The sequence below is a fragment of the Allobosea sp. TND4EK4 genome (genome assembly GCF_900156025.1).
Taxonomy (GTDB): domain Bacteria; phylum Pseudomonadota; class Alphaproteobacteria; order Rhizobiales; family Beijerinckiaceae; genus Allobosea.
On sequence record NZ_FTMO01000003.1, the window covers coordinates 120726 to 142877 of the forward strand.

Consider the following 22152-nt stretch of genomic DNA (forward strand, 5'->3'; position numbering starts at 1 on the left):
TGAGAATCCGGGTGGCTCTTCCGGCCGCCGATCCGCCGGACAACGCAATGCACGGTAGCTTTTCACGGTCCGTATAAGGGCCTGCGCCGTTCTGCGAGCTCTGCCGACTGAGCAGGGCGAATGGAAGCCTGAACACACATGGACCTGGTACATTTGCGGAGCGAATGGGCTCCGAACGTCACGCGCGAACTTCTTGCCGGCACCGTCGTCGCGCTGGCACTCATTCCCGAAGCCATCGCCTTTTCCATCATCGCCGGCGTCGATCCAAAAGTCGGCCTCTACGCATCTTTCTGCATCGCGGTTGTCAGCGCCTTCGCCGGCGGGCGCCCAGCCATGATCTCCGCCGCGACCGGCGCGATGGCCCTGGTGATGACCACCCTGGTCAAAGAGCATGGCGTCGGATATCTCTTCGCCGCGACCATCCTGACCGGCATCTTCCAGATCGTGGCCAGCCTCCTGAAGCTTGGCGACCTAATGCGCTTCGTTTCGCGTTCGGTGGTGACCGGGTTCGTCAACGCATTGGCCATCCTCATCTTCATGGCCCAGATGCCGGAACTGATCGGGATGGGAACCACGGTCTATGTCATGACCGCCATCGGCCTCGGAATCATCTACGGTCTGCCGTATCTGACCAAGGCGGTGCCTTCGCCGCTGATCACGATCATCCTGCTGACCGCAGCGTCGATGTATTTCGGTTTCGGCGTTCGCACGGTCGGCGACATGGGCGCGCTGCCAAGCGAGTTGCCCTGGTTCGCCCTGCCGCAGGTCCCGTTCACGCTGGCGACGCTGAAGATCATCCTGCCCTACGCTCTGACGCTGACCATGGTCGGCCTGCTGGAGAGCCTGATGACGGCGGCCATCGTGGACGAGATGACGGACACGACGTCCGACAAGAATCGGGAATGCGCCGGCCAGGGCCTCTCGAACATCACCGCTGGCTTCTTTGGCGGCATGGCCGGCTGTGCCATGATCGGCCAATCCGTTATTAACGTGTCCTCGGGAGCGCGCGGCAGGCTCTCGACGCTCTGGGCTGGGGCGTTCCTGCTCTTCCTGATCGTCGTGCTCGGTCCCTACGTGGCGCAGATCCCCATGGCCGCCTTGGTCGCGGTGATGATCATGGTCTCGATCAACACGTTCCAATGGCGGTCGATCAAGACGCTTGTCACCCACCCGCGCAGTTCCAGCATCGTGATGCTGGGCACCGTCATCGTCGTCGTGTGGACGCATGACCTCGCCAAGGGCGTCCTTTTGGGCGTGATCCTCAGCGGGCTTTTCTTCGCTCACAAGGTCACTCAGTTCTTCGGGATGACATCGACCCGCGACGAGCAGACCGCGGTCCGTACCTATCGCGTATCGGGCCAGATTTTCTTCGCGACCGCCGAGGCATTTCACTCGGCCTTCGATTTCCGCGAGGAGGATCTGAAGGGCGTGCTGATCGATCTGACCGCTTCGCACTTCTGGGACATCACCAGCATCAACGCGCTGGATCGCGTCGTGCTCAAGTTCAGGCATCACGAAATCCCGGTCGAGATCATCGGCATCAACGAGGCCACCGCGACGATGATCGAAAAGCTTGCGATGCACGACAAGCCGGGCGCAGTGCTTTCGTCGGGTCACTGATAGTCTGGTGTCACCCGCTCCCGAAATCATGGTCCCCGCCGCATACGCCGCTGCGGGTGTCGTAGATCGTCTCCAGGGTTGCCGCCAGGTCGTGCGAAAAGCGAGATGAACAGGTCGATGTCGGTTCCGCTCTTTACCGCGGTGCCTTTCGCAACTGATCCGCCGGGAGAAACATCAGCAAGGCTGTTGCCGCCTCCACGCTGCCGGAAAGCGGAAGGCGCCAAGCTCGGGAAAGGGCCAAATTTCTGGTATTGTCAGTCAGGTCAGCAACGCAGGCTCTCCCAGCCTCGCAGATCAACATACGGTTTCGGGTAGCCGCGACAATTCCGGTGTGCCGAGGAACCCCATTGTGGTCCGCAGTTCCGATGACAGAAGCTCGATCACCCGGGAGGCTCCCTGACTGCCACCCATCGCAAGGCCGAACAGAGGTGCGCGGCCGATCATGACGCCGTTCGCGCCCAAGGCCAGAAACCGAGCGATGTCGGCCCCCCGCCGCACACCGCTGTCGGCCAGGATCTCGATGCGCTCTCCCACCGCCTCCGCGATCGCCGACAGAACCTTTGCGGGACCTATCGCGCAGTCCAGATTGCGGGCACCGTGATTGGATACGACGATGGCATCGCAGCCATGCTCGACTGCAGCTCGCGCATCATCGACGCGCAAAATGCCCTTGAGCACGAGCTTGCCGCGCCAATATCTCCGCAACACCGCAATATCCTGCCAGGTCACGTCGCGGGCGAGCGCGACCTCGTCCGACAATGCTTCGCGGCCGAGCCTTGAGCGGAAGGCTTCCGGATAATGCGCATAGCTCGGCACGCCGCCTGTCATCAGGGCCTTGAGCATCACGCCTGTCGCCCAGCCGGGATGCAGAGCGACGTCGAGCCCCGCCCGCCAGGACGCCTTCAGCGGAATCCCGAAGCCATTGCGGAGATTGTATTCGCGGTTGGGAGTGACGGCCGTATCGACTGTCAGCACGAGGGTCTCCGCGCCTGCCGCCCAGGCCCGGTCGAGCAGGCCGAGCATACGCTGCCGGTTCTTCCACACGTAGAGCTGGAACCAGAGCCGCGCGCCCGATTCCGCGATTCGCTCGATCGGCGTGATCGACTGCGTCGAGACGCAGAAGGGAATGCCGGCCTTGGCCGCCGCCTTAGCCAGCCCGATCTCGCCATCATGCCAGACCAGGCCCGCGACCGCCGTCGGCGCGATGACGAGCGGCAGCGTCTGCTCATGGCCCAGGATGGTGGAGCGGGTCGAGATATCCGATACGTCGACGAGGACCTTCGGCGCGAGCCTGACGGCATCGAGTTCTTCCCGGTTCAGCCTGATCCCAGTCTCGTCCTCGCTGCCGCGGTCGACATAGGCAAAGAGGCCCTTCGGCAGCCGGCGAGCCGCGGCTCGACGGGCATCGGCGACATTGAGGATGTGAGAAAAGGAGGCGGACGAGGTGCTCATCGCGGCAGAGAGATCCCGATTCCGCGCTCGGTCGCGCGGGTGACGACCAGATGGGCCAGGGCCAGATCCGCCAAGGCAAAGCCCCGGAAGCAGAAGAAGGAGCGACCTGCCGGGGCTGTCGAATGAGGGGTACCTGCCAGAGCAACGAGATCATGCCCGAAGGCGACCGAATCGACCGGATTGCCGTCGACATCGTAAGGGGCCTTCGACTGTTCGAGACTGTCCGTCGCCAGCACATCGAAGGCGGGCAGGCTCTCGGGTATCCAGCTGCGCCCGATATCGACCGCGCTGGCGAACGCCGTCGCCTTCATTCTGCGGGCGTCGAGAAAGGGCTTCAGCCCCGGCGCACCCGGCACCATCGAGATGACGATGTCGCTGCGCGCCAGCAGGTCGTCGACATCGCTCGCGATCTCAGCCGAAAGCCCGCTTGTCCGCGCCACCTGGGCAAGCTTCTCGGCCGAGGAGCGGCTGCGGCTGAACGCCAGCGCGGTCTTGAGACCGGGATACAGCGCGTTGAAGGCTGCGAGATGCGCTTGGGCCTGCAGGCCGCATCCCACAAAGCCGATGGTCCGTGGCGCGGCCGGCGCCAGCCTCGCGGCCGCGGCGGCAGAGAGCGCGGCGGTGCGGATCAGCGTGATCTCGTCGCCGTCGAGCACCGCGAGCGGGGCGCCGCTTTCGTAATCGCTGACGCAGATCAGCGCATTGATCCCAGGCACCGGGCTGTTCGGCCCGACCGGCGCCATTGAGACCCATTTCAGCGTAGCAATGCCGCTTGGCTGGGAGGCCGCTGTCATCGCTTGGAAGCCATGGCCGGGGCCGAGCCCGAGCGCGCTCTTGGGCAGGCTGCGGTTCAGGCCTGCCGCATGATCCCGGAACGCTGCGAGGACCGCTTCGCGCGCCTCGCCTGGATCGATGCCGAGGCCCTTCACATCATTGCGGGAGAGGTAGAGCAACCGCTCGCTCATCAGGCGAATCTCCGTGCTGAATAGGGGGCGGGGTCGAAGAGCGGTGCGCCTCCGTCGATCATCGCCGCAACGAGCCTAGCGGTTGCTGGCGCCTGCGTCAGGCCCGTATGGGCATGTCCAAATGCGTGGACGATGTCAGCGCATCCTGAGGCAGGCCCGACGCAGGGCAGACCGTCCGGCGTCGAGGGACGATTACCCATCCAGCGGTCGTGTGCGGCGGCATCGAAACGCGATGCATGAGCGGGAAACATCTTCCGGGCATAGCTCAGCAGGATGGCGGCGCGTCGCCAATCCGGCGGCGCGTCCGGGGCTGCGAGCTCGACCTGCCCGGCGAGCCGCAAGCCTTGCGGCGTCGAGACCACGCCCATTTGGCCATCAGACGGCATCAGTCCGGCCGACAGCGTCAATCCCGGCTCGGGAATGACGATATGGTAGCCGCGCTCGGAGATCAGCGGCACCCGGTCTCCCGCCTGGCGGGCCAGTGCGGTCGAGCCGATGCCGGCAGCCAAAACGGCTCGCTCGCAGTTCAACGGACCGTTGCTGGTCACGACAGAGCGAAGCCTGCCGTTCTCGATCGCGAAGCCCGTCGCTTTCGCAGCGATCAGCTGACCACCGCGCGCGACCAGCAATCGCGCGAGCGCGGCGCAATAAGCCCCCGGGTCGGCGATCTGCCCGGCTTCGTTGAGCCTCGCGCCGAAGCGATAGGCTGGGGACAGCTCCGGCAGCAGGCCGCGCAGCTCCGTTTCCCCGATTTCGGTGAAACGCACGCCGAGCTCGCGCCGAATCGTCCAGATCCGGTGCTCGGCGGCAAAGCCGCTGCGGTCCGGATAGACATAGATCAGTCCGCGCTGCTGGATCAGATGGCCAACGCCAGCCTCCTCGGCATAACGCTGGTGCGCGGTGACGGTGTCCCTGCAGAGCGGGTAGCGCTGCTTGGCGCAACGCTCGATAAGTCCCCAGCTCTTGCCGGCCGCCACGAAGCGGGCGAGCCAGCCCGCATGGCTGGCCAGATCGCGCCAGCGGACCGTAAACGGACCAGCCGGATCCAGCAGGAAGCCCGGCACCTTGCGCCACAGCCCCGGCAGCGAAATCGGGGCGATGGCGCCGGGGTTGAGCCAGCTGGCATTGCCATATGAGGCCGCCTGCCGGCCGCCGGGCTCGTTCGGCTCCACCAACAGCACCTGATGACCGGCGCGCTGAATCTCCAGTGCCGCGCATAGGCCAACGATGCCGGCGCCGATCACGGCGACGGTCAGAGGCGGGTTCTGCGCCATCGGCCTGCTTATCCGCGGTTGTGGAAGTGGCTGAGGAAGGCGCGGGTCGCCTCCTGCTGCGGCGCCCCGATCACATCGCGCGCCGGCCCCTCCTCGACGATCACGCCGTCGCGCATGAAGACGACGCGGTCGGCGACCTCGCGAGCGAACCCGATCTCGTGGGTGACGATGATCATCGTCATACCCTCGGCCGCGAGATCGCGCATCACACCGAGCACCTCGCCGACCAATTCGGGGTCAAGCGCCGAGGTCGCCTCGTCGAAGAGCATCACCTCCGGCTCCATCGCCAACGCACGCGCAATCGCGACGCGCTGCTTCTGTCCGCCCGAAAGCTTGTTCGGGAAGACGTCGACCTTGTCGCTCAGGCCGACCTTGGCGAGCAGCTTGCGGGCGAGCGCGTCGGCCTCCCGCTTCGGCATGCCCTTCACCGAAACCGGACCTTCCATGACGTTCTGGACGACCGTCATATGCGGGAACAGGTTGAAGTGCTGGAAGACCATGCCGGTGTTGGAGCGGAAGCGCGCCTGCTCCCTCGTCCCCGGCATCTTCGAGCCGTCGCCGAAGGTGAAGGCATCCTCGCCGATGCGCACCTTCCCGCCTTCCGGCATGACCAACAGGTTGAGGCAGCGCAGCAGGGTCGATTTGCCGGAGCCGGAGGGGCCGATCAGTGCCACGACCTGGCCGGACTCGACCTGGAGGTTGATGTCGCGCAGCACGGTCAGCGCGCCGAAGCTCTTGCGCAGGCCGGAGACCTCGATCTTGTAGCTCATCGCGGCCTCCTCAGTTGCTCTGCGCCAGGCGCTTTTCGGCGCGCTTGACGATGGCGGTGAGCGGCAGCAGCACGACCACATAGATCGCCGCAACGACCGTATAGACCTCGAGCGCGCGATAGGTGTCCATAGCCGCGACCTGGCCCTGGTAGAGCAGGTCCGGCACTGCCAGCACCGAGACGAGCGAGGTGTTCTTGAACTGGATGATGGACTGGTTCATCAGCGGCGGGATCATCCGCTTGATCGCCTGCGGCAGCACGATGCGGCGCATCACCCTGGCCGGCGTCATTCCCAGCGCCATGCCGGCCTCCGTCTGGCCGGGATCGATCGAGACGATGCCGCCGCGGATGATCTCGGCATAAAACGAGCCGCCATAGAGCGTCAGCGTCACAATAGAGGCCGTCAGCGCATCGAGTTTGATGCCGGTGACGATCGGCAGCGCGTAGTAGAACCACAGCAGCAGCACGAGCAGCGGCGTCAGCCGGAACATCTCGATATATGCCCAGGACACCCAGCGCAGCACGGGGGAGCGCGAGAGCTGGGCGATGCCCGCGACCAGCCCGACCGCAAGCCCGAGCACGATGACCGCGATGGTGAGCCCGATGGTCACCGCCGTCCCGTTCAGCAGGATCCAGCGATAGCCCCAGACGATGTCGAAATTCCAAGTGTAGGACATGCTGAATCCTGCCGCCGGACGTGCGGCGCTGCGGAGGAGGCGTGAAAGTCGATAGGGCCCCCGCGCGAGACGCGGGGGCCCTGCCTTCGCATCGTCAGAGCGTGATGCCGGCCGGAATATCTTCCGGCTTCACGCCGACCTGCTCCAGGCTCTCGACCACGGCGCTGCGCACCAAGCCGAGACCGCGGGCATAGCCGATCCAGGTGTTGACGAAGAACAGCCAGGTCTTGTCGGCCTCGCGGCGCACGGCGGCATTGGAGGTCGAGCCGAAGAAGGGCTGCGGCACGATGACCTTGCCCAGGCTGGGATCGGCCTTCACGGCGCGTACGCCGCCCATCCAGAAGATGCACTGCGCATCGACGCGGCCGGTCTTCAGCGCCAGCATCGCCTCGTTGATCGTCTTGAAGCGCGTGATCTGTGCCTTGGGGCAGAGCAGCGTTGCAATCTGATCGTGGGCAGAGCCGAGATCGACCGAGATCTTCACCTCGGGCTTGTTCATGTCGGCCCAGCTCTTGGGCTCGAATCCGGGCTTGCCGATGACGACGAGCGCGCTGTCATAGGCCGGGTTCGAGAAATCCACCGCCATGGCGCGCTTCGGCGTCGGGTTCAGGCCGAACATGATGTCGATCTTGTCGGACTGCAGATCGAGGACGGCATTGCCCCAGGTCGTCTCGACGAGTTCGAGCTCGACATCCATGTCCTTCGCCAGCGCGGAGCCGATCGTGTAGAAATGGCCGCCCCACTTGCCGGTCGCAGCGTCCTTGACGAACCACGGCGCGCTCGACGTCACAGCGCCGAGGCGCATCTTCTTGTTGGCGATGATGCGGTCGAAGGTGTTCTGCCCCGCGGCTTGTGCTTTCACACCGCCCGAGGCGAGAGTGAGCGCACCGGCCGCTGCCGCGCCGACGCCGATGAGGCCTGCCAGATCTCTGCGTGTCGTCATTGGTCTTCTCCCGTGATGCGGGGCGCACCCCGTCTTGATTGGTGAGGCAGGCATCCGCTTCCCCCGCGGATGTCCGTCACCGACCCCTCCTCACCGAAGGCGCCGGCTGGTTTCTTGGGGCGCTATCCCGCTTTGGCGAGAAGGACACCCGGGTTCATCAGATTCTGCGGGTCGAACAGCGCCTTGACCTTGGTCATCAGCTCGTAGCGCAGGGGATCGGCGAGGCGTTCCAGCTCCTCGGTGAGCTTGCGGCCCACGCCGTGCTCGGCGCTGAAGGTGCCACCGAAACGCGCCGCCACATCGTGGATCGCTCGCTCGACTTCGAGCGCGAAAGCCTCGGGCTCAGGCAGCGTCGCCCAATAGTCATGGCTGAACATGAGGATGTAATGGACGTTGCCGTCGCCGAGATGGCAGACCACCTCGCTATAGGCCTGCGGAAAGAGCTTCGCGGCGGCCTCGTCGGCGGCCTCGATGAAAGGCGCGACGTCGGAGGAGCGCACCGCGACGTCGTGTGTGATGCTCATCCCTTCCTTCTTGTTCGCTTCCGAAACCGAATGCCGGATATGCCAGAAATCGGCAGCCTGCTGCTCCGAGGACGCAATAACGGCATCGAGCAGTTCCCCTCGCTCCAGAGCCGCGCCGAGCACCTCCTCGAGGATGTCGCCGAGGGCCGTCGTTGCATCCTCACTGCCGAGCTCGATCAGCACTGACCAGGCGGGGATCTCGGCAAAGGGGAAGCGCGCGCGTTCCGCATGTTTCCGCACGAGCTCGAACTGCGAGCGGGAGACGAGTTCGAAGGCCTGGATGGCGGAGCCGGCGCGGTCCTGCATCGCGGCAAGAAGCGCGACAGCGTCGGCAGGCTTGGCCGCTGCGACCCAGGCATGGGCCGTGTTCGGCACCTGCGGATGGAGGCGAAGCGCAGCGCCGGTGACGATACCGAGCGAGCCCTCCGCACCGATGAAGAGATGGCGCAGCATGTAGCCGGTGTTGTCCTTGCGCAGCGCTGCGAGGTCGTTCAGCACGCGGCCATCGGCCAGCACGACTTCCAGCCCGGCGACGAGATCGCGCATCGGCCCGTAGCGCACCACGCCCGTGCCGCCGGCATTGGTCGCGATCAGCCCGCCGATCTGCGCGCTGCCTTCGCTGCCGAGATGCAGCGGGAACTGACGGCCCGCTTCCGCGGCGGCGGTGTGGAGATCGCCGAGCACGACGCCGGCATCCACCGTGGCGACGCCCGAGGCGCGGTCGATGCCGCGGATGCGGTTCATCCGCCGCAGCGAGAGCATGATGCCGGGTCTGCCGGGCCGATCGCTGAGCGGCACCGCACCGAAGCACAGGCCGGTATTGCCGCCGACCGGGAAGACCGGCTGGCCCTCGGCCGCGCAGAGCGCGACGACGGCGGATACCTCAGCGGTCGAGGCCGGCTGGACAACGGCGAGCGCCGTGCCGCGCAGCCTCTGGCGCCAATCGACCAGATACGGCTCCATCTCGGCCGGATCGGTGATCAGCCCCTTGTCGCCGACGATGCCGCGGAGTGCGTTGAGCACGGCAGGTTCCTCAGGCGAGGCTGATGGCTTTGGCCTGCGCTGCGGCAGCTTTGAGGCCGGCGAGCGTCTTCTCGCTCGGGCCCATCAGCGGCAGCCGCACGCCGCCGACCGGCATACCGGCCAGCGCCATGTATTCCTTCAGCGGGCCGGGATTGGTCTCGACATAGATCGAGTCGATCACCGGATCGACCTTGTCCTGCAGCTTCAGCGCTTCCTTGAGCTTGCCCTGGCGTGCGAGCCCGAAGATCTCGAGCCAGATCTTCGGATAGATCGTGGCCGAGGCCAGCACGCCACCGCGCGCGCCGAGTGCGATGTGGGTGGCAAAGAGCGGCTCCTCGCCCGACAGGATCGCGATCTTGTCGCCGGCATATTTCACGGTGCGGATGAAATCGGGCATGTCGTATGAGGAATACTTCATGCCGATGATCGAGCCGTCCTCGGCCATCGCCTGCACCGTATCGGCGAAGGCCGCGACCGTGGTGCGGCGCGGGATCTGGTAGAGCATTACCGGCAGGTCGAGCGCGTCCCGATAGCGCCGGAAATAGGCGCGCATGCCGTCCTGCGTCCCAGGGGCGTAATAGGGCGTGACCGTCATGACGGCGGCAGCACCGGCTGCCGCGAAATCCCGGCCCGCCTCGAGGGCATCTTCGAAGCCGGTCGAGAGCACACCCGGGATGACCGGCTTGCCGGCCGCAGCCTCGACGCAGGCCGCCACGATCGTCTTGCGCTCCTCGCGGGAGAACGCCGGATATTCGCCCGTGCCACCGATCGGCACGATGCCGGCCGCGCCCGCATCGAGCTGGAAGCGCACGAGCTTCTGAAGGCTGGCGACGTCGACCGCGCCATCGCCGGTCAGTGGCGTGACGATGGCCGTGTAGAGGCCGGCAAGCTGGTCGTGCGTGAGTGTCATGTCAACAATCCCCGGCGCCGCTGAGCCGCAACGCCCGGCCCCGTGCCGTGCGTGCACGGTCGATTGCCGGCGCATCGTTGGATATGAAACTTCTTTCACATCATCAGGGGTGTCAACATCAAACTACAGAAATGTCGTATCCGACAATTTTTCGCCTAAACTGGCCCCTGTCCTTTTCAATGCGCTCTGGCGGCGGTAGAAACGCGATCGCGAACGAGCGCGGCGGAGAAGCGGCATGCCGGAACTTTCATGGGCTGAGCACGGCGACACCGCCGAGCCACCCGAGCCGCAGCGGCTGGATGAGCCGCGCGGCGTCGATATCGGTGCCCGTCTGCTCAAGCTTCGAAAGAGCCGTCGCCTGACATTGCAGGACATCAGCGCTCTTACGGGGGTCTCCGCTTCCGCTTTCTCCAAGATCGAGCGCAACGAGCTGTCGCCGACGATCTCGACGATGCAACGCATTGCCCACGGCCTCGAGGTCGAGCTGGCGACACTGCTTTCGGCCGATGAGGAAGGCACCGGCTACGCGTTTTCCGGCCGTCGCAGCATCAGTCGGGCCGGCAGCGGCAGCAAGCACGCTACCGGGACCTGCAACAACGTCCTGCTCTGCGCCGACCTCAAGAACAAGCGCGCCACGCCGATCTTGACCACGGTTACGGCCCGCTCGCCGGAGGAATATCCAGCCTGGGCGAAATCTGAGGCCGAGATCTTCGTAATGGTGATGGAAGGCACACTCGTCGTCCATAGCCGGCTCTACGAGCCTCTCGAACTCAACAAGGGTGACTCGGTCTATTACGACGCCACCACCGAGCACACCTGGACCTCAAAGGGCCCGACAAACGCCGTCGTACTCTGGGTGCTCGTCGACCTTTAATTTGCATTATTCAAGCCGCTTTGCCGTTGTCCGAGTTCACGGACAACGACCACGCGGCTCCCGGCTTTCGCAACTGCTCTCAGGCAGACCTCTGCGACGGCAGGTCAGGGCGATCGACCCGTGGATTTCGCCGACGCCCTCACCGCCACATCCCGCGCATCCTGGCCCGGACATCGACCTTGGGCCCGCCGGATGGCGCGCGTGTGTCGCCCGGGGCCGCCATGGGCCAGGCGACGCGCTCGAACTGCCCGAGTAGGCCATTGGGGATGAAGCGAGTGCGGCTGGCGTAGACATGCCGATCGCCGGTCGCGGACTGACCATGGGTGAAGAAGCGCTGCGGCACGACCAGGTGGAGGTCATCCTTGGCCCGTGTCATCGCGACATAAAGCAGCCGCCGTTCCTCTTCGATCTCGTCCTTGGCGCCGGCGCCGAGGTCGCTCGGGATGCAGCCATCGACGGCGTTCATCACGAAGACGGAGGTCCATTCCTGGCCTTTGGCGGAATGGATCGTCGAGAGGATGAGATAGTCCTCGTCGAGCAGCGGGACGCCGGCCTGGTCGCTCGTGGCATCGGGCGGATCGAGCGTAAGCTCGGTCAGGAAGCGCTCGCGGGAGGGGTAGCCGCCGGCGATCTGTTCGAGCTGGACGAGATCGGCCTGGCGAGTCACTGCATCCTCATGGATGCGTTCCAGATGCGGCTCGTACCAGCGCCGCGCCCGCTCGATCTCGCCCGGCCAACCGGCCTTGCCGGACCGCACCTCGGCGATGGCGGCGACGAAGTCGGACCAATCCTCGCCGCATCGCGGCGGAGCAGGTGCGTCAGCCAGCGCCTCAAGCGGGGAGGCGTCCTGCGCGATATGGTCGAGCACGCGCTGCGCCGAGGTCGGGCCGACGCCGGGCATGAGCTGGAGGACGCGGAAGCCCGCGACCTTGTCGCGCGGGTTCTCGACGAAGCGCAGGAGCGCCAGCAGATCCTTGATATGCGCGCTGTCGAGGAACTTCAGCCCGCCGAACTTCACGAAAGGGATGTTGCGACGGGTCAGCTCGATTTCGAACGGGCCGCTGTGGTGCGACGCCCTGAACAGCACTGCCTGCTGCTTCAGCGTCGAGCCGCCCTCGCGGTTCCGCAGGACCGTCTCGGCGATGAAGCGGGCCTGGTCGGCCTCGTCGCGGACATGGACGAGCTGGGGCAGGGCGCCCGTGGCGCGCTCCGTCCAGAGGTTCTTGGTGAAACGCTCGGAGGCCAGATCGATGACCGCATTGGCCGCCGACAGGATCGCGCTGGTCGAGCGGTAGTTCTGGTCCAGCGTGATGATCTCGGCCGGAGGGGTGAAGGCGGCCGGGAAGTCGAGGATGTTGCGCACCGTCGCGGCGCGGAAGGAATAGATCGATTGGGCGTCGTCGCCGACCACCGTCAGGCCGCGCCCGTCCGGCTTCAGCGCCAGCAGGATCGAGGATTGAAGGCGATTGGTGTCCTGGTACTCGTCGACCATGACATGGTCGAAACGTGCGCCGATCTCCGCGGCGATGTCCGGATCGGTCATGGCCTGCGCCCAATAGAGCAGCAGGTCGTCGTAATCGAGCACGTTCTGGCTCTGCTTGGCCTCGACATAGGCCGCGAAGAGTTCCTTGAGCTCGGCCGCCCAGGCGACGCACCAGGGGTAGGACCGGCCCAGAACCTCCTCGATCGGCTGCTCGGCGTTCACGCAGCGGGAATAGATCGCCAGGCATGTGCCCTTGGTCGGGAAGCGGGCTTCCGTCTTCGAGAAGCCGAGCTGGTGCCGCACCAGGTTCATCTGGTCGGCCGAGTCCTCCCGGTCATGGATGGTGAAGGCCGGGTCGAGCCCGAGCTGGTCGGCGAAGTCGCGCAGGAGCCGCGCCCCGATGCCGTGGAAGGTGCCGGCCCAAGTCAGCGCGTCGGCGAGGACCCCGGCCCCGTCACCGAGCACCTTGCGTGCGATCCGCTCGACTCGCCTGGCCATCTCGGAAGCCGCCCGGCGCGAAAAGGTCATCAGGAGGATACGGCGTGGATCGGCCCCGCTGACCATCAGATGCGCGACGCGGTGCGCCAGCGTATTGGTCTTGCCCGAGCCGGCCCCCGCGATCACCAGCAGAGGCAAGGCTGCGACCGAGCCGACGCCATGGATCACGGCGCGGCGCTGCGCCGGGTTGAGCATGTCCAGATAGCTGATCGGGGCGATGGCATTCATGACGGGGTTCTGTTCGGCACGATTCGTCCTCGTTTGCCATGTCGGATGACAGGCCCGCATCAGCAGCCCAGCATGCCGATGGCTTGGCGGCGAGCTCCGCTTGACTCTGGTTCGGCATCGTTCTCATTCTGTTCTCATAACCGAGATCGAGCCCGATGTCAGCACAGCCAGCGAACCAACCTGCCGAGGATACCACGATCGACGCCGAGGTGACCGGCATGGTGGCGGACTTGCTGGAGGAGCATGGCTCGGAAACGGCGGCACTCCGTGCCCTCGCGCATGACTTCATCATCCTGCTGGCGGATGCCGATCGATCGGTCTCGCGGGGCTTTTTGCGGGGCTTGTTTTCGCAGGGCGCGCGGCCTGTCGCGGAGAAGGACCCATGAGCGCGGGCCCGCTCCAAATCTCGCCAGCGCTGCTGGGTTCGCCGATCGGCCTACCGGTCTATCTCAAAGCGGTCAGTGCCGGTCTCCGTCACCTGCCGACGACCATCCCGGCGCACCGACAGACCTGTCGCGGATGCTGATCCAGAACGCGCCGGCTACCTTCATCATGACGGTGGCGGGGCATAGCGCCGCCGATGTCCAAAGGCTCTGGGATGCAATGGGCGGGCGACGCGGTGGTTCCTGAGGAGCGATGACGTGCCGCAACCTGAAGAAGGGGCCCAAGACAGTGCCCAAGACAGTGAGCCGGCAGTGAATGCGTTCCGGTCGCTGAGACGCGCGGCCTCCGCTCCACGGTCGTCCTGCCGACGAGGAACGGAACGGCCGGCGTCGCGTTCCTCTCGATCCTGCTGGAGGATCGCATGGCGCCACGCTCGTTCTGGAAGGGCTATCTCAAGCTCTCGCTCGTGACCTGCCCGGTCGCGATGATGCCGGCGACCAGCGAGAACGAGAAGGTCCGCTTCCACACGCTGAACGCCAAGACCGGCAACCGCATCGTCAGCCGCTATATCGACTCCGTCACCGGCAAGCCGGTTGACGAGGACGACGAGGTCAAGGGTTACCCCCGCGGCGAGGACGACCACGTCCTGCTGGAAGACGAGGAACTGGAGGCGGTCGCGCTCGAAAGCACGCGCACGATCGACATCGAGACTTTCGTGCCGTCCGAGTCGATCGAATGGATCTGGTACGACAAGCCGCATTATCTCATCCCGAACGACCGGGTCGGTGAAGAAGCGTTTTCGGTCATTCGCGGCGCGATGGCGGCGACCGGCACCGTCGGCATCTCGCGGCTGGTGCTTTATCGCCGCGAGCGTGCCGTCATGCTCAAGCCCCGCGACAAGGGGATCGTGCTCTGGACCCTTCGCTATGGCGACGAGGTGCGGGACGAAGACGATTATTTCGCCAGCGCCGGAAAGGAGACGGTCGATGCCGGCTTGATGAAGCTGATCACCAAACTGGTCGAGGATCGCACCACCGCATGGACGCCGGACATGGTGGACGACCCGGTGCAGGCGAAGCTTCTCGACATCATCGCGGCCAAGAAGAAGGGCCGCAAACGCCGGCCGAAGCCCGCCGCCAAGGCCGAGGCGCCGGCGGGCAATGTCATCAGCATCATGGATGCGCTGAAAAAGAGCATCGCCTCGGAAGGGAAGGGCAAGCGAAGCTGAGCTCGGCGCGGCGGGCAGACCTGTCGGATAGCCGCATGGCGGCAAGCATCTGCCTCCGGCTCGTTTGGCGGTCGAGCGACCCTAGCCTGCCTTCTTCCTGCGCGGCCGGGGCCGTTCGAGCGAAGCCGCGGCGGCGCGGAAGCCGTCCCAGGGATCGGACGAGAAGGCTGCGATCCGCGTCGGCATCGTCGCCACCGTGAAATAGGCCGGGCCGATGCCGGGGCCAAGTTCGTCCCAGGTCAGGGGCGCGGAGACGGGCGCGCCGGCGCGCGCTCTTGTCGAATAGGCTGCGACCGCCGTGGAGCCGCGCTGGTTGCGCAGATAATCGACCAGGATCTTTCCGCGACGCTTCGACTTGGTGATCGTCGAGACGAAGCGCTCGGGAGTGTCGGCCGCCATCGCATCAGCAAGACCCTTGGTGAAGGCCTTCACCGCCGCCCAGTCCGCGCTCGGCTTCAGGGGCGAGACGATGTGGAGCCCCTTGCCGCCGGAGGTCTTCACGAAGGCGGCGAGGCCGGCATCGGTCAGGCGCTGGCGCACCTCCCGTGCCGCCTCGATCACGTCCTGCCAGGCAACGCCTTCGCCCGGGTCGAGATCCATGACGATCGTGTCGGGTTTCTCCCATTCGGCGACCGTCGTGCCCCAGGGGTGGATTTCGAGCACGGCCGCCTGGACCAGGCCGAGAAGCCCGTCGAGATCGTTGATGCTGATCAGCGGGGCATCCGATGGATCCTGCGGATCCTTCACCAGGACGATGTTCGGGTTGAGGCCCTTCCAGGCATGCTTCTGGAAGAAGGACTCGCCGTCGATCCCGTTCGGGCACCGCAGCAGCGCGAGCGGTCGTCCGACGATATGAGGCGCAATCTGGCGCCAGATTTCGGCGTAGTAATCCGCCAGCCCTTCCTTGGTGACCCCAGCATCCGGCCAATAGACGCGATCGGGATGCGTCAGCTTGACGGTGCGCCGCTGCGGGGCAGGCTGCTTCTTGGCCGACATGGGAACCTCGCGCACGATCTCGCGGGCGGATTTGTCCTCGCGCACCCCCCTGAAGGAAGCATGGCGCAGATGGCCGTCAGCGGTCCAGGCCCGGAACTCGATCTCGGCGACCAGTTCGGGCCGGACGAATTTGACCTTCCGGGCTTCGTCGGCGGTGAGCGGCCCGCCGAACGGGCTCGATGTCGCGCGAAGACGTTCGAGCTTGCGGAACAGCTCTTCGGCGACAGCGCCGCTGAAGCCGGTGCCGACACGCCCGACATGGCGAAGTTCGTCGCCTTCGTAAATGCCGAGCACCAGCGAGCCGATGGCCTTGCGCGAGACGCTGGAGGGCACATAACCCGCGATCACGAATTCCTGGCGGGCCGAGCACTTGGATTTCACCCAGCTCTTGCCGCGCCCCGACCGGTATGGGGCGTCACTGAGCTTCGAGACGATGCCTTCGAGGCTGAGGCGGCAGGCGTGCCTCAACACCATCGCGCCGCTCTCGTCGAAATGGCTGCTGTAGCGGATGATCCCGTCCGCGTTGGCGACGAGCGGCTCCAGAAGGCTCTTGCGCTTCGCCAAGGGCAGGGCGGTGAGATCGTAGCCGTCGAGATAGAGCAGATCGAAGACGTAGAAGGCGAACCGGTCCGACCGGCCCTCGCTCAGATCGGCCTGCAGGGCCGAGAAGTCGGACGCTCCGGCGTCAGTCTCGACCACGAGTTCGCCGTCGATGATCGCCGTCCCTGGCGGCAGCTGCTGTAGCGCGGTGACGACGGCCTTGCCGAACTTCTTCGTCCAGTCGAGTCCGCTGCGGGTCAGCAGCTTCACCCGCCCGGCCTCGATGCGGGCCTGCAGCCGGTAGCCGTCGAACTTGATCTCGTGCAGCCAGCGGTCGCCGGTCGGCGCCGCCGCGACCAGCGACGCGAGCATCGGCTCGACGAAGTCCGGCATCGCGGCTTTCCTCGCGCCCTTGATGGCCGCAGGATCGAGGGCGGCGGGACCGTCTTGTGCCGGCTCCGCCGCTGGCGCGGTCTTTTTCACCTTGCCGCTGCGGCGCGTAATCTTGCCGGTCCTGGAGGACCAGCCGGGCGCCTCGCCGGCGATGGCGGGAATATCTCGGCCCGTCTTCACCGATTGCGGCTGCTCATCCAGGATGTCGGGAGCGCCTTCGGGACGGGCGACCTCGTCCTCGCCCTTGATCAGCAGCCAGTTCTCGCGCCTCTCGCCCGGCTTTCCGTGCATGCGCACCAGATGCCAGCGGCCGGAGAGCTTTTCGCCCTGAAGTTCGAACTCGAGATGGCCCTTGGCGTAGCCCTTGTGGGCGTCGCCGATCGGCGTCCATGTCCCGCGGTCCCAGAGCAGGACAGTGCCGCCGCCATATTCGCCCTTGGGGATGGTGCCTTCGAAGCCGCCGTATTCGAGCGGGTGGTCCTCGACATGGACGGCCAGGCGCTTCTCGCCGGCGACCAGGCTCGGCCCCTTGGTGACGGCCCAGCTCTTGAGGACTCCGTCCAGCTCCAGCCGGAAATCGTAATGCAGGCGGGTCGCGTCGTGCTTCTGGATGACGAAGCTGTTGCCGGTCTTGCGCGCCCGGCCGCCCTTGGGCTCACTCGTCGCGGAGAAGTTCCGTTTCTTGCGATAGGCCTCGAGCGCCATTTCAGCTGGCCTTCTTGCGGGCGGCCGCCGGAGCCTTGGCTTTGGCCGCCTTCTTCGGCTTCTTGCCGGACATGCCGGCGCTTTCGCGCAGCGCGGCCATCAGGTCGACGACCTTGCTGCGATCGGGCTCCTTGGGCCGTTCGATCTTGCGGCCCTCGGCCTTCGCCTTCACCAGCTCGGCGAGCGCGCTTTCGTAGCGGTCGTCGAATGCGGCGGGATCGAAGCGTCCCTTCTTGGTCTTGATGATGTGTTCGGCGAGTTCGAGCATCTCGCCTTCGATCTTCATCTCGGGGATGTCGTGGAAGGCGTCCTTCGCCGAGCGGACCTCGTAGTCGTAGTTCAGCGTCGTGGCGATCAGCCCGGGACCGTGCGCGCGGATGAGAACGGTGCGAACCCGCCGGAACAGGACGGTCTGGGCGATGGCGGCGACCTTTTTCTTCCGCATGCCCTCGCGGATCAGCGCGAAGGCTTCCTTGGCCGCGCCATCGGCCGGTGCCAAATAGTAGGGCTTGTCGAAATAGACGTCGTCGATCTCCGAGCAGCTGATAAAGGCCGAGACCGCCAGCGTCTTGTCGCTTTCGGGAACGGCGGCCGTGACCTCCTCGGGGTCGAGCACGATATAGTCGCCCTGGCTGACCTCGTAGCCTTTGACCTGGTCGTCCCTCTCGACAGGCTTGCCGGTGTCGCTGTCCACGAACTGACGGCTGACGCGGTTTCCGGTCGCCCGGTTGATCGTATGGAAGGCGATGCGATCGGAGGTGGAGGCGGCGGTGAAGAGCGCGACGGGGCAACTCACCTCCGCGATCTTGAGAAAGCCTTTCCAGTTCGCCCTTGGTGCCAAGCGAGTGCCCCCCGTTCCATGGCCTTCGCAGGCCTGACAACCAGGGAGAACCGCCGGCGCGACAGATCGTTCCGGGCCGGTGCACCCGCGTCTTCGCCAGCGATCTGCCGATCGCCGAAGCGGGGGCGCTACGAGGACGAAGCTGACGTGGCCGGCTGCCGGACCCAGTGGCCGGGCCGGACCTCGACAAGCGCTGTCGGGACAGCCTGCCAGCCGAGCTTGCGGATCGGGCTCGGCAATTCGTCGACGGCGAGCTCGCGCCTCAGAGTGCGGCGGGCCGGATCGGGGACCGGCACGGCCGCCAGCAGCTTGCGGGTATAGGGATGCTGCGGATCCGCGAAGACCGCCTCGCGCGGGCCGATCTCGACGATCTCGCCGAGATACATCACGGCAACGCGGTGGCTGACGCGCTCGACCACGGCCATATCGTGCGAGATGAAGAGATAGGCGAGGCCGAGCTCGGCCTGCAGGTCGAGCATCAGGTTCAGCACCTGCGCCTTCACCGAGACGTCGAGCGCCGAGACCGCCTCGTCCGCGACGACGAGCTTGGGGGACAGCGCCAGCGCGCGGGCGATGGCGATGCGCTGACGCTGGCCGCCCGAAAATTCGTGCGGGAAGCGGACATGCATCTCCGGCGCGAGGCCGACCTTGCGCAGAAGCTCGGCAACGCGGTCCTGCGCGTCCGCGCCCCGGGCGAGACCGTGAACCAGGATCGGCTCGGCCAGCGCGCTGCCGATGCTCTTGCGCGGGTTCAGGCTTGCGAAGGGATCCTGGAAGATCATCTGCATGTCTCGGCGGACATCGCGGAGCTCGGCCTTGCCGAGGCTCGTCACCTCACGGCCATCGAAGCGCACCGTGCCGAAGGAGGGCTCGACCAGCCGCAGGATCGAGCGCCCGGTGGTCGATTTACCGCAGCCGGATTCGCCGACCAGCGCCAGCGTCTCGCCGCGCCGCAGGGTGAAGGAGATATCCTCGACCGCGTGGACTTGGCCGCGCAACCGGCCGAGCAGGCCGCCGCGAATGCCGAAGCGCGTCGTCAGGCCCGATACCTCCAGCAGGGGCGCCTCGCCGGCGGCGACCGTGTCGGGTTGTTCGACCGGTTCGCCCTCGACCTTGCCATTGTCCGGATCGATGCGCGGGAAGCGCAGCGGCCGGGCATGGCCCTCCATGTCGCCAAGCTTGGGCACCGCCGCGAGCAGGGCCTTGGTGTAGCCATGGACGGGGGCGCCGAAGACCTGGGTCGCCGGCGCGTCCTCCAGCTTGCGGCCCTTCCACATCACCACGACGCGATCGGCAATCTCGGCGACGACACCCATGTCGTGGGTGATGAAGAGGACGGACATGTCCTCTTCATCCTGCAACGTCTTGATCAGCTCGAGGATCTGCGCCTGGATCGTGACGTCAAGCGCGGTTGTGGGCTCATCGGCGATCAGGAGCTTCGGCTTGCAGGCCAGCGCCGTCGCGATCATGACACGCTGGCGCATGCCGCCCGAGAGCTGGTGCGGATGGTTGTCGAACCGGCTCTTCGCCGAGGGGATGCGCACCTTGTCGAGCATCCGCAGCGCCTCGGCCTTCGCGGCCGCTCCATCGAGGCCGCGATGGTAGCGCAACGCCTCCGCGATCTGGAAGCCGACCGTGAGCACCGGATTCAGGCTCGTCATCGGCTCCTGGAAGATCATCGCGATCTCGTTGCCGCGGACCTTGCGCATCTCCTCTTCTGTGAGCGTGAGCAGCTCGCGCCCTTCCAGCGCGATCCTGCCCTCGATGCGGCCATTGGCGGCCGAGATCAGCCGCATGACCGACAGCGCGGTGACGCTCTTGCCGGAGCCGGACTCGCCAACGATGGCCACGGTCTCGCCGGGCGCGACCTCGAAGCTCAGATCCTCGACGGCCCAGCGCCACTGCCCGCCGACGCGGAAGGCGGTCTGGAGGTTTTCGACGGAGAGGACGGGGCCGCTCATCGCTCGCCCTTCAGCTTGGGGTCGATGGCGTCGCGCAGGCCGTCGCCGAGCACGTTGAGGGCGAAGACGACGATCAGGATGGCGATCGACGGCGCCAGCACCAGCCAGTAGCTGTCGAGGATGTTCTCGAAGCCTTCGCGGATCATGCCGCCCCAGGTCGCGATCGGCGGCTTCACGCCAAGACCGATGAAGGCGAGCGAGGCCTCGGTGCGGATGGCGTTGGCGAGCCAGAGCGAGGCCATCACGAGGATCTCTGGGAAGATGTTGGGCAGGATGTGCCCTCCGAGGATGCGGGCGTCCGAGAAGGCCAGAGCGCGACCGGCGCCGATATAGTCGCGCTCCTTGACCGAGATCGTCGGCGCCCGCGCGATGCGGGCGAAGGAGGGGATGGAGGTCAGCGCGATGGCGATGGTGATGTTCTCCATCGACGGGCCGAGCATCGCCACGAGGATCAGGCCGAGGATCAGCGACGGGAAAGCGAGCAGGATATCCATCGCCTGCATCACGACGACGTCGAAGCGCCCCCCATAATAGCCGGCGAGCATGCCGATCAGGGAGCCCGCGACCATGGCGATCACGGTCGAGGCGACGCCGATCACCAGCGAGATGCGCGCGCCGTAGAGCAGGCGCGAGAGGATGTCGCGGCCGAAATAATCCGTGCCGAGGTAATAGTTCTCATGCGGCGGCTGGAGCCGCGACAGGATGTTCTGCTCCAGCGGATCGTGCGGCGCGACGACCGGGGCGAGCACCGCTGCAAGCACGACCGCGACGATGACGGCGAGGCCGACCCAGGATGTCTTGTTGGCGTTGAAGGCGCCGATGGTCGCCTTCAGCCAGCGCAGCCGGGGCGGGGCCGCGGGGGCGGCGTCATGGACGGAGGTGCTCATGGCAGCTTCACCCTCATGACAGCTTCACTCTCGGATCGACGAGGGCGTAGGTGATGTCGGTGGCGATGTTCACCAGCACGACGATCAGCGTGTAGATCACCATCATTCCCTGCAGCATGGTGTAGTCGCGCTGGTTGAGCGCGCCGACGATGAGCTTGCCCAGGCCCGGGCGGTTGAAGACAATCTCCGTCAGGACCGAATTGCCGATCAGGATGCCGAGATACAAACCCACGATCGTGATGATCGGGATCAGCGCGTTGCGCAGAGCATGCCGCCAGACGACGACCCGCCAGGGCACGCCCTTGGCGCGGGCGCTTCGGACGTAATCCTCCTGCATCACCTCCAGCATCGCCGAACGGGCGACGCGGGTGATGTAGGCCGCCATGATCAGCCCCAGATTGAGGGCAGGCAGCGCCATCGCCTGGAACCAGGCCGAGAACGAGCCGCGCCCGGCGCTGATCACCGGGAACCAGTGCAGCATGATCGAAAACACGATCAGCAGGATGATCGCCGAGACGAAGGGTGGAAAGGACAGGCCGAGCAGCGAGGCGATGCGTGTCACATAGTCCGGCATGCGGTTGCGGTTGACGGCGGCCCAGACACCGAGCGGCACGCCGATGGCGACGCCGATGGCCAGCGAGACCAGCGTCAGCTCGATCGTCCAGGGCAGGACAGCGAGCACCTCCTGGATGACCGGCCGACCGGTGACGAGCGAGACGCCCCAGTCGCCGCGGACGGCACCGGCGAGGAAGGAGGTGTATTGCTCGAACACGGGCGCATCGAGGCCGAGCCGCGTGCGCATCGCGGCGATGGCCGCGGCGTCGGCCTGGTCGCCGAGGATCACCTGGGCGGGGTCGCCGGGCACGATGCGCACCACGACGAAGACCAGCGACAGCACGGCCCACAGCGTGACGAGGGCGAAGCCGAGGCGTTTGACGAGAAAGGCGCTCATGATGCCGCCATGTCTGAGGAGAAGC

Annotated in this window: 18 protein-coding genes and 1 other annotated feature (1 of these 19 cut by a window edge); of the genes, 4 read left to right on the forward strand and 14 right to left on the reverse strand. The window is 66.0% G+C overall.

All coding sequences use genetic code 11. The features are described 5' to 3' along the window. Positions 1-45, forward strand: a sequence feature (sul1 is cis-regulatory element that is thought to sense ions involved in sulfur or methionine metabolism; They are found in Alphaproteobacteria) (it extends 11 nt beyond the left edge of the window). A gap of 93 nt (positions 46-138) precedes the next feature. Beyond that, complete coding sequence (locus BW981_RS08110; RefSeq protein WP_076437987.1) at positions 139-1620, forward strand: SulP family inorganic anion transporter; 1482 nt, start codon at positions 139-141, stop codon at positions 1618-1620. Between the two features lie 294 nt (positions 1621-1914). Here the strand turns inward: BW981_RS08110 and BW981_RS08115 are convergent, their stop codons facing one another. The 8 genes from BW981_RS08115 to dapA form a co-directional block, all read right to left on the reverse strand. Next, positions 1915-3072, reverse strand: coding sequence for an alpha-hydroxy acid oxidase (locus BW981_RS08115; protein WP_076437988.1), 1158 nt, complete (start codon positions 3070-3072; stop codon positions 1915-1917). Then, entirely contained in the window at positions 3069-4037 is a 969-nt protein-coding gene (locus tag BW981_RS08120) for a hypothetical protein (RefSeq protein WP_076437990.1), read from the reverse strand. The genes BW981_RS08115 and BW981_RS08120 overlap by 4 nt, the downstream gene beginning before the upstream one ends. Further along, positions 4037-5281 (reverse strand): NAD(P)/FAD-dependent oxidoreductase, encoded by a 1245-nt coding sequence (locus tag BW981_RS08125; RefSeq protein WP_244560268.1) that lies wholly within the window; start codon positions 5279-5281, stop codon positions 4037-4039. The genes BW981_RS08120 and BW981_RS08125 overlap by 1 nt, the downstream gene beginning before the upstream one ends. 38 nt (positions 5282-5319) lie before the next feature. Continuing rightward, positions 5320-6081 carry an amino acid ABC transporter ATP-binding protein gene (locus BW981_RS08130; RefSeq protein ID WP_076437993.1) on the reverse strand — a complete coding sequence of 254 codons (762 nt, stop codon included), beginning with the start codon at positions 6079-6081 and terminating at the stop codon, positions 5320-5322. Between the two features lie 10 nt (positions 6082-6091). Further along, positions 6092-6757, reverse strand: a complete 666-nt coding sequence (locus tag BW981_RS08135) for an amino acid ABC transporter permease (RefSeq protein ID WP_076437995.1) — start codon at positions 6755-6757, stop codon at positions 6092-6094. A 94-nt stretch (positions 6758-6851) separates the two neighbouring features. After that, positions 6852-7700: a transporter substrate-binding domain-containing protein gene (locus BW981_RS08140; RefSeq protein ID WP_076437997.1), complete on the reverse strand. Its 849-nt coding sequence runs from the start codon at positions 7698-7700 to the stop codon at positions 6852-6854. A gap of 122 nt (positions 7701-7822) precedes the next feature. After that, complete coding sequence (locus BW981_RS08145; protein WP_076437999.1) at positions 7823-9247, reverse strand: FAD-binding oxidoreductase; 1425 nt, start codon at positions 9245-9247, stop codon at positions 7823-7825. 10 nt (positions 9248-9257) lie between these two features. Then, positions 9258-10157 carry a 4-hydroxy-tetrahydrodipicolinate synthase gene (gene dapA, locus BW981_RS08150; protein WP_076438001.1) on the reverse strand — a complete coding sequence of 300 codons (900 nt, stop codon included), beginning with the start codon at positions 10155-10157 and terminating at the stop codon, positions 9258-9260. A 235-nt stretch (positions 10158-10392) separates the two neighbouring features. Between dapA and BW981_RS08155 the strand changes: the two genes are divergently transcribed. After that, entirely contained in the window at positions 10393-11031 is a 639-nt protein-coding gene (locus BW981_RS08155) for a helix-turn-helix domain-containing protein (RefSeq protein ID WP_076438003.1), read from the forward strand. A gap of 139 nt (positions 11032-11170) precedes the next feature. Here BW981_RS08155 and BW981_RS08160 read toward each other — a convergent pair whose 3' ends face one another. After that, positions 11171-13240, reverse strand: a complete 2070-nt coding sequence (locus BW981_RS08160; protein ID WP_076438005.1) for an ATP-dependent helicase — start codon at positions 13238-13240, stop codon at positions 11171-11173. A 155-nt stretch (positions 13241-13395) separates the two neighbouring features. Between BW981_RS08160 and BW981_RS08165 the strand changes: the two genes are divergently transcribed. Together BW981_RS08165 and BW981_RS08170 are read left to right on the forward strand one after the other, a co-directional pair. Then, on the forward strand, positions 13396-13626 hold the full coding sequence (locus BW981_RS08165; protein ID WP_076438007.1) for a hypothetical protein: 231 nt from the start codon (positions 13396-13398) through the stop codon (positions 13624-13626). 419 nt (positions 13627-14045) lie between these two features. After that, positions 14046-14852, forward strand: a complete 807-nt coding sequence (locus BW981_RS08170; RefSeq protein ID WP_076438009.1) for a non-homologous end joining protein Ku — start codon at positions 14046-14048, stop codon at positions 14850-14852. An 81-nt stretch (positions 14853-14933) separates the two neighbouring features. On the opposite strand, the gene ligD is transcribed toward BW981_RS08170, so the two are convergent. From ligD to BW981_RS08195, 5 genes are all read right to left on the reverse strand, one after another. Continuing rightward, entirely contained in the window at positions 14934-17486 is a 2553-nt protein-coding gene (ligD, locus tag BW981_RS08175) for a DNA ligase D (RefSeq protein WP_076438010.1), read from the reverse strand. A 1-nt stretch (position 17487) separates the two neighbouring features. Next, positions 17488-18327, reverse strand: a complete 840-nt coding sequence (locus BW981_RS08180; RefSeq protein ID WP_076438012.1) for a non-homologous end joining protein Ku — start codon at positions 18325-18327, stop codon at positions 17488-17490. 128 nt (positions 18328-18455) lie between these two features. Next, positions 18456-20288 (reverse strand): ABC transporter ATP-binding protein, encoded by a 1833-nt coding sequence (locus tag BW981_RS08185; RefSeq protein WP_076438014.1) that lies wholly within the window; start codon positions 20286-20288, stop codon positions 18456-18458. Next, positions 20285-21175: an ABC transporter permease gene (locus BW981_RS08190; protein WP_076438016.1), complete on the reverse strand. Its 891-nt coding sequence runs from the start codon at positions 21173-21175 to the stop codon at positions 20285-20287. Before BW981_RS08190 ends, BW981_RS08185 begins: the two co-directional genes overlap by 4 nt. Before the next feature lie 13 nt (positions 21176-21188). Continuing rightward, a complete protein-coding gene (locus tag BW981_RS08195; protein WP_076438017.1) occupies positions 21189-22127 on the reverse strand; it encodes an ABC transporter permease in 939 nt (312 codons plus the stop codon). Between the last annotated feature and the right edge of the window lie 25 nt (positions 22128-22152).

Excerpts from the sequence above, each read along its gene's own strand:
- BW981_RS08130 (WP_076437993.1), bottom strand. The coding sequence starts at position 6,081 with ATGAGCTACAAGATCGAGGTCTCCGGCCTGCGCAAGAGCTTCGGCGCG.
- BW981_RS08120 (WP_076437990.1), bottom strand. The coding sequence starts at position 4,037 with ATGAGCGAGCGGTTGCTCTACCTCTCCCGCAATGATGTGAAGGGCCTC.
- BW981_RS08165 (WP_076438007.1), top strand. The coding sequence starts at position 13,396 with ATGTCAGCACAGCCAGCGAACCAACCTGCCGAGGATACCACGATCGAC.
- BW981_RS08195 (WP_076438017.1), bottom strand. The coding sequence starts at position 22,127 with ATGAGCGCCTTTCTCGTCAAACGCCTCGGCTTCGCCCTCGTCACGCTG.
- BW981_RS08160 (WP_076438005.1), bottom strand. The coding sequence starts at position 13,240 with ATGAATGCCATCGCCCCGATCAGCTATCTGGACATGCTCAACCCGGCG.
- ligD (WP_076438010.1), bottom strand. The coding sequence starts at position 17,486 with ATGGCGCTCGAGGCCTATCGCAAGAAACGGAACTTCTCCGCGACGAGT.
- BW981_RS08185 (WP_076438014.1), bottom strand. The coding sequence starts at position 20,288 with ATGAGCGGCCCCGTCCTCTCCGTCGAAAACCTCCAGACCGCCTTCCGC.
- BW981_RS08115 (WP_076437988.1), bottom strand. The coding sequence starts at position 3,072 with ATGAGCACCTCGTCCGCCTCCTTTTCTCACATCCTCAATGTCGCCGAT.
- BW981_RS08140 (WP_076437997.1), bottom strand. The coding sequence starts at position 7,700 with ATGACGACACGCAGAGATCTGGCAGGCCTCATCGGCGTCGGCGCGGCA.
- BW981_RS08135 (WP_076437995.1), bottom strand. The coding sequence starts at position 6,757 with ATGTCCTACACTTGGAATTTCGACATCGTCTGGGGCTATCGCTGGATC.
- BW981_RS08170 (WP_076438009.1), top strand. The coding sequence starts at position 14,046 with ATGGCGCCACGCTCGTTCTGGAAGGGCTATCTCAAGCTCTCGCTCGTG.
- dapA (WP_076438001.1), bottom strand. The coding sequence starts at position 10,157 with ATGACACTCACGCACGACCAGCTTGCCGGCCTCTACACGGCCATCGTC.
- BW981_RS08110 (WP_076437987.1), top strand. The coding sequence starts at position 139 with ATGGACCTGGTACATTTGCGGAGCGAATGGGCTCCGAACGTCACGCGC.
- BW981_RS08190 (WP_076438016.1), bottom strand. The coding sequence starts at position 21,175 with ATGAGCACCTCCGTCCATGACGCCGCCCCCGCGGCCCCGCCCCGGCTG.
- BW981_RS08155 (WP_076438003.1), top strand. The coding sequence starts at position 10,393 with ATGCCGGAACTTTCATGGGCTGAGCACGGCGACACCGCCGAGCCACCC.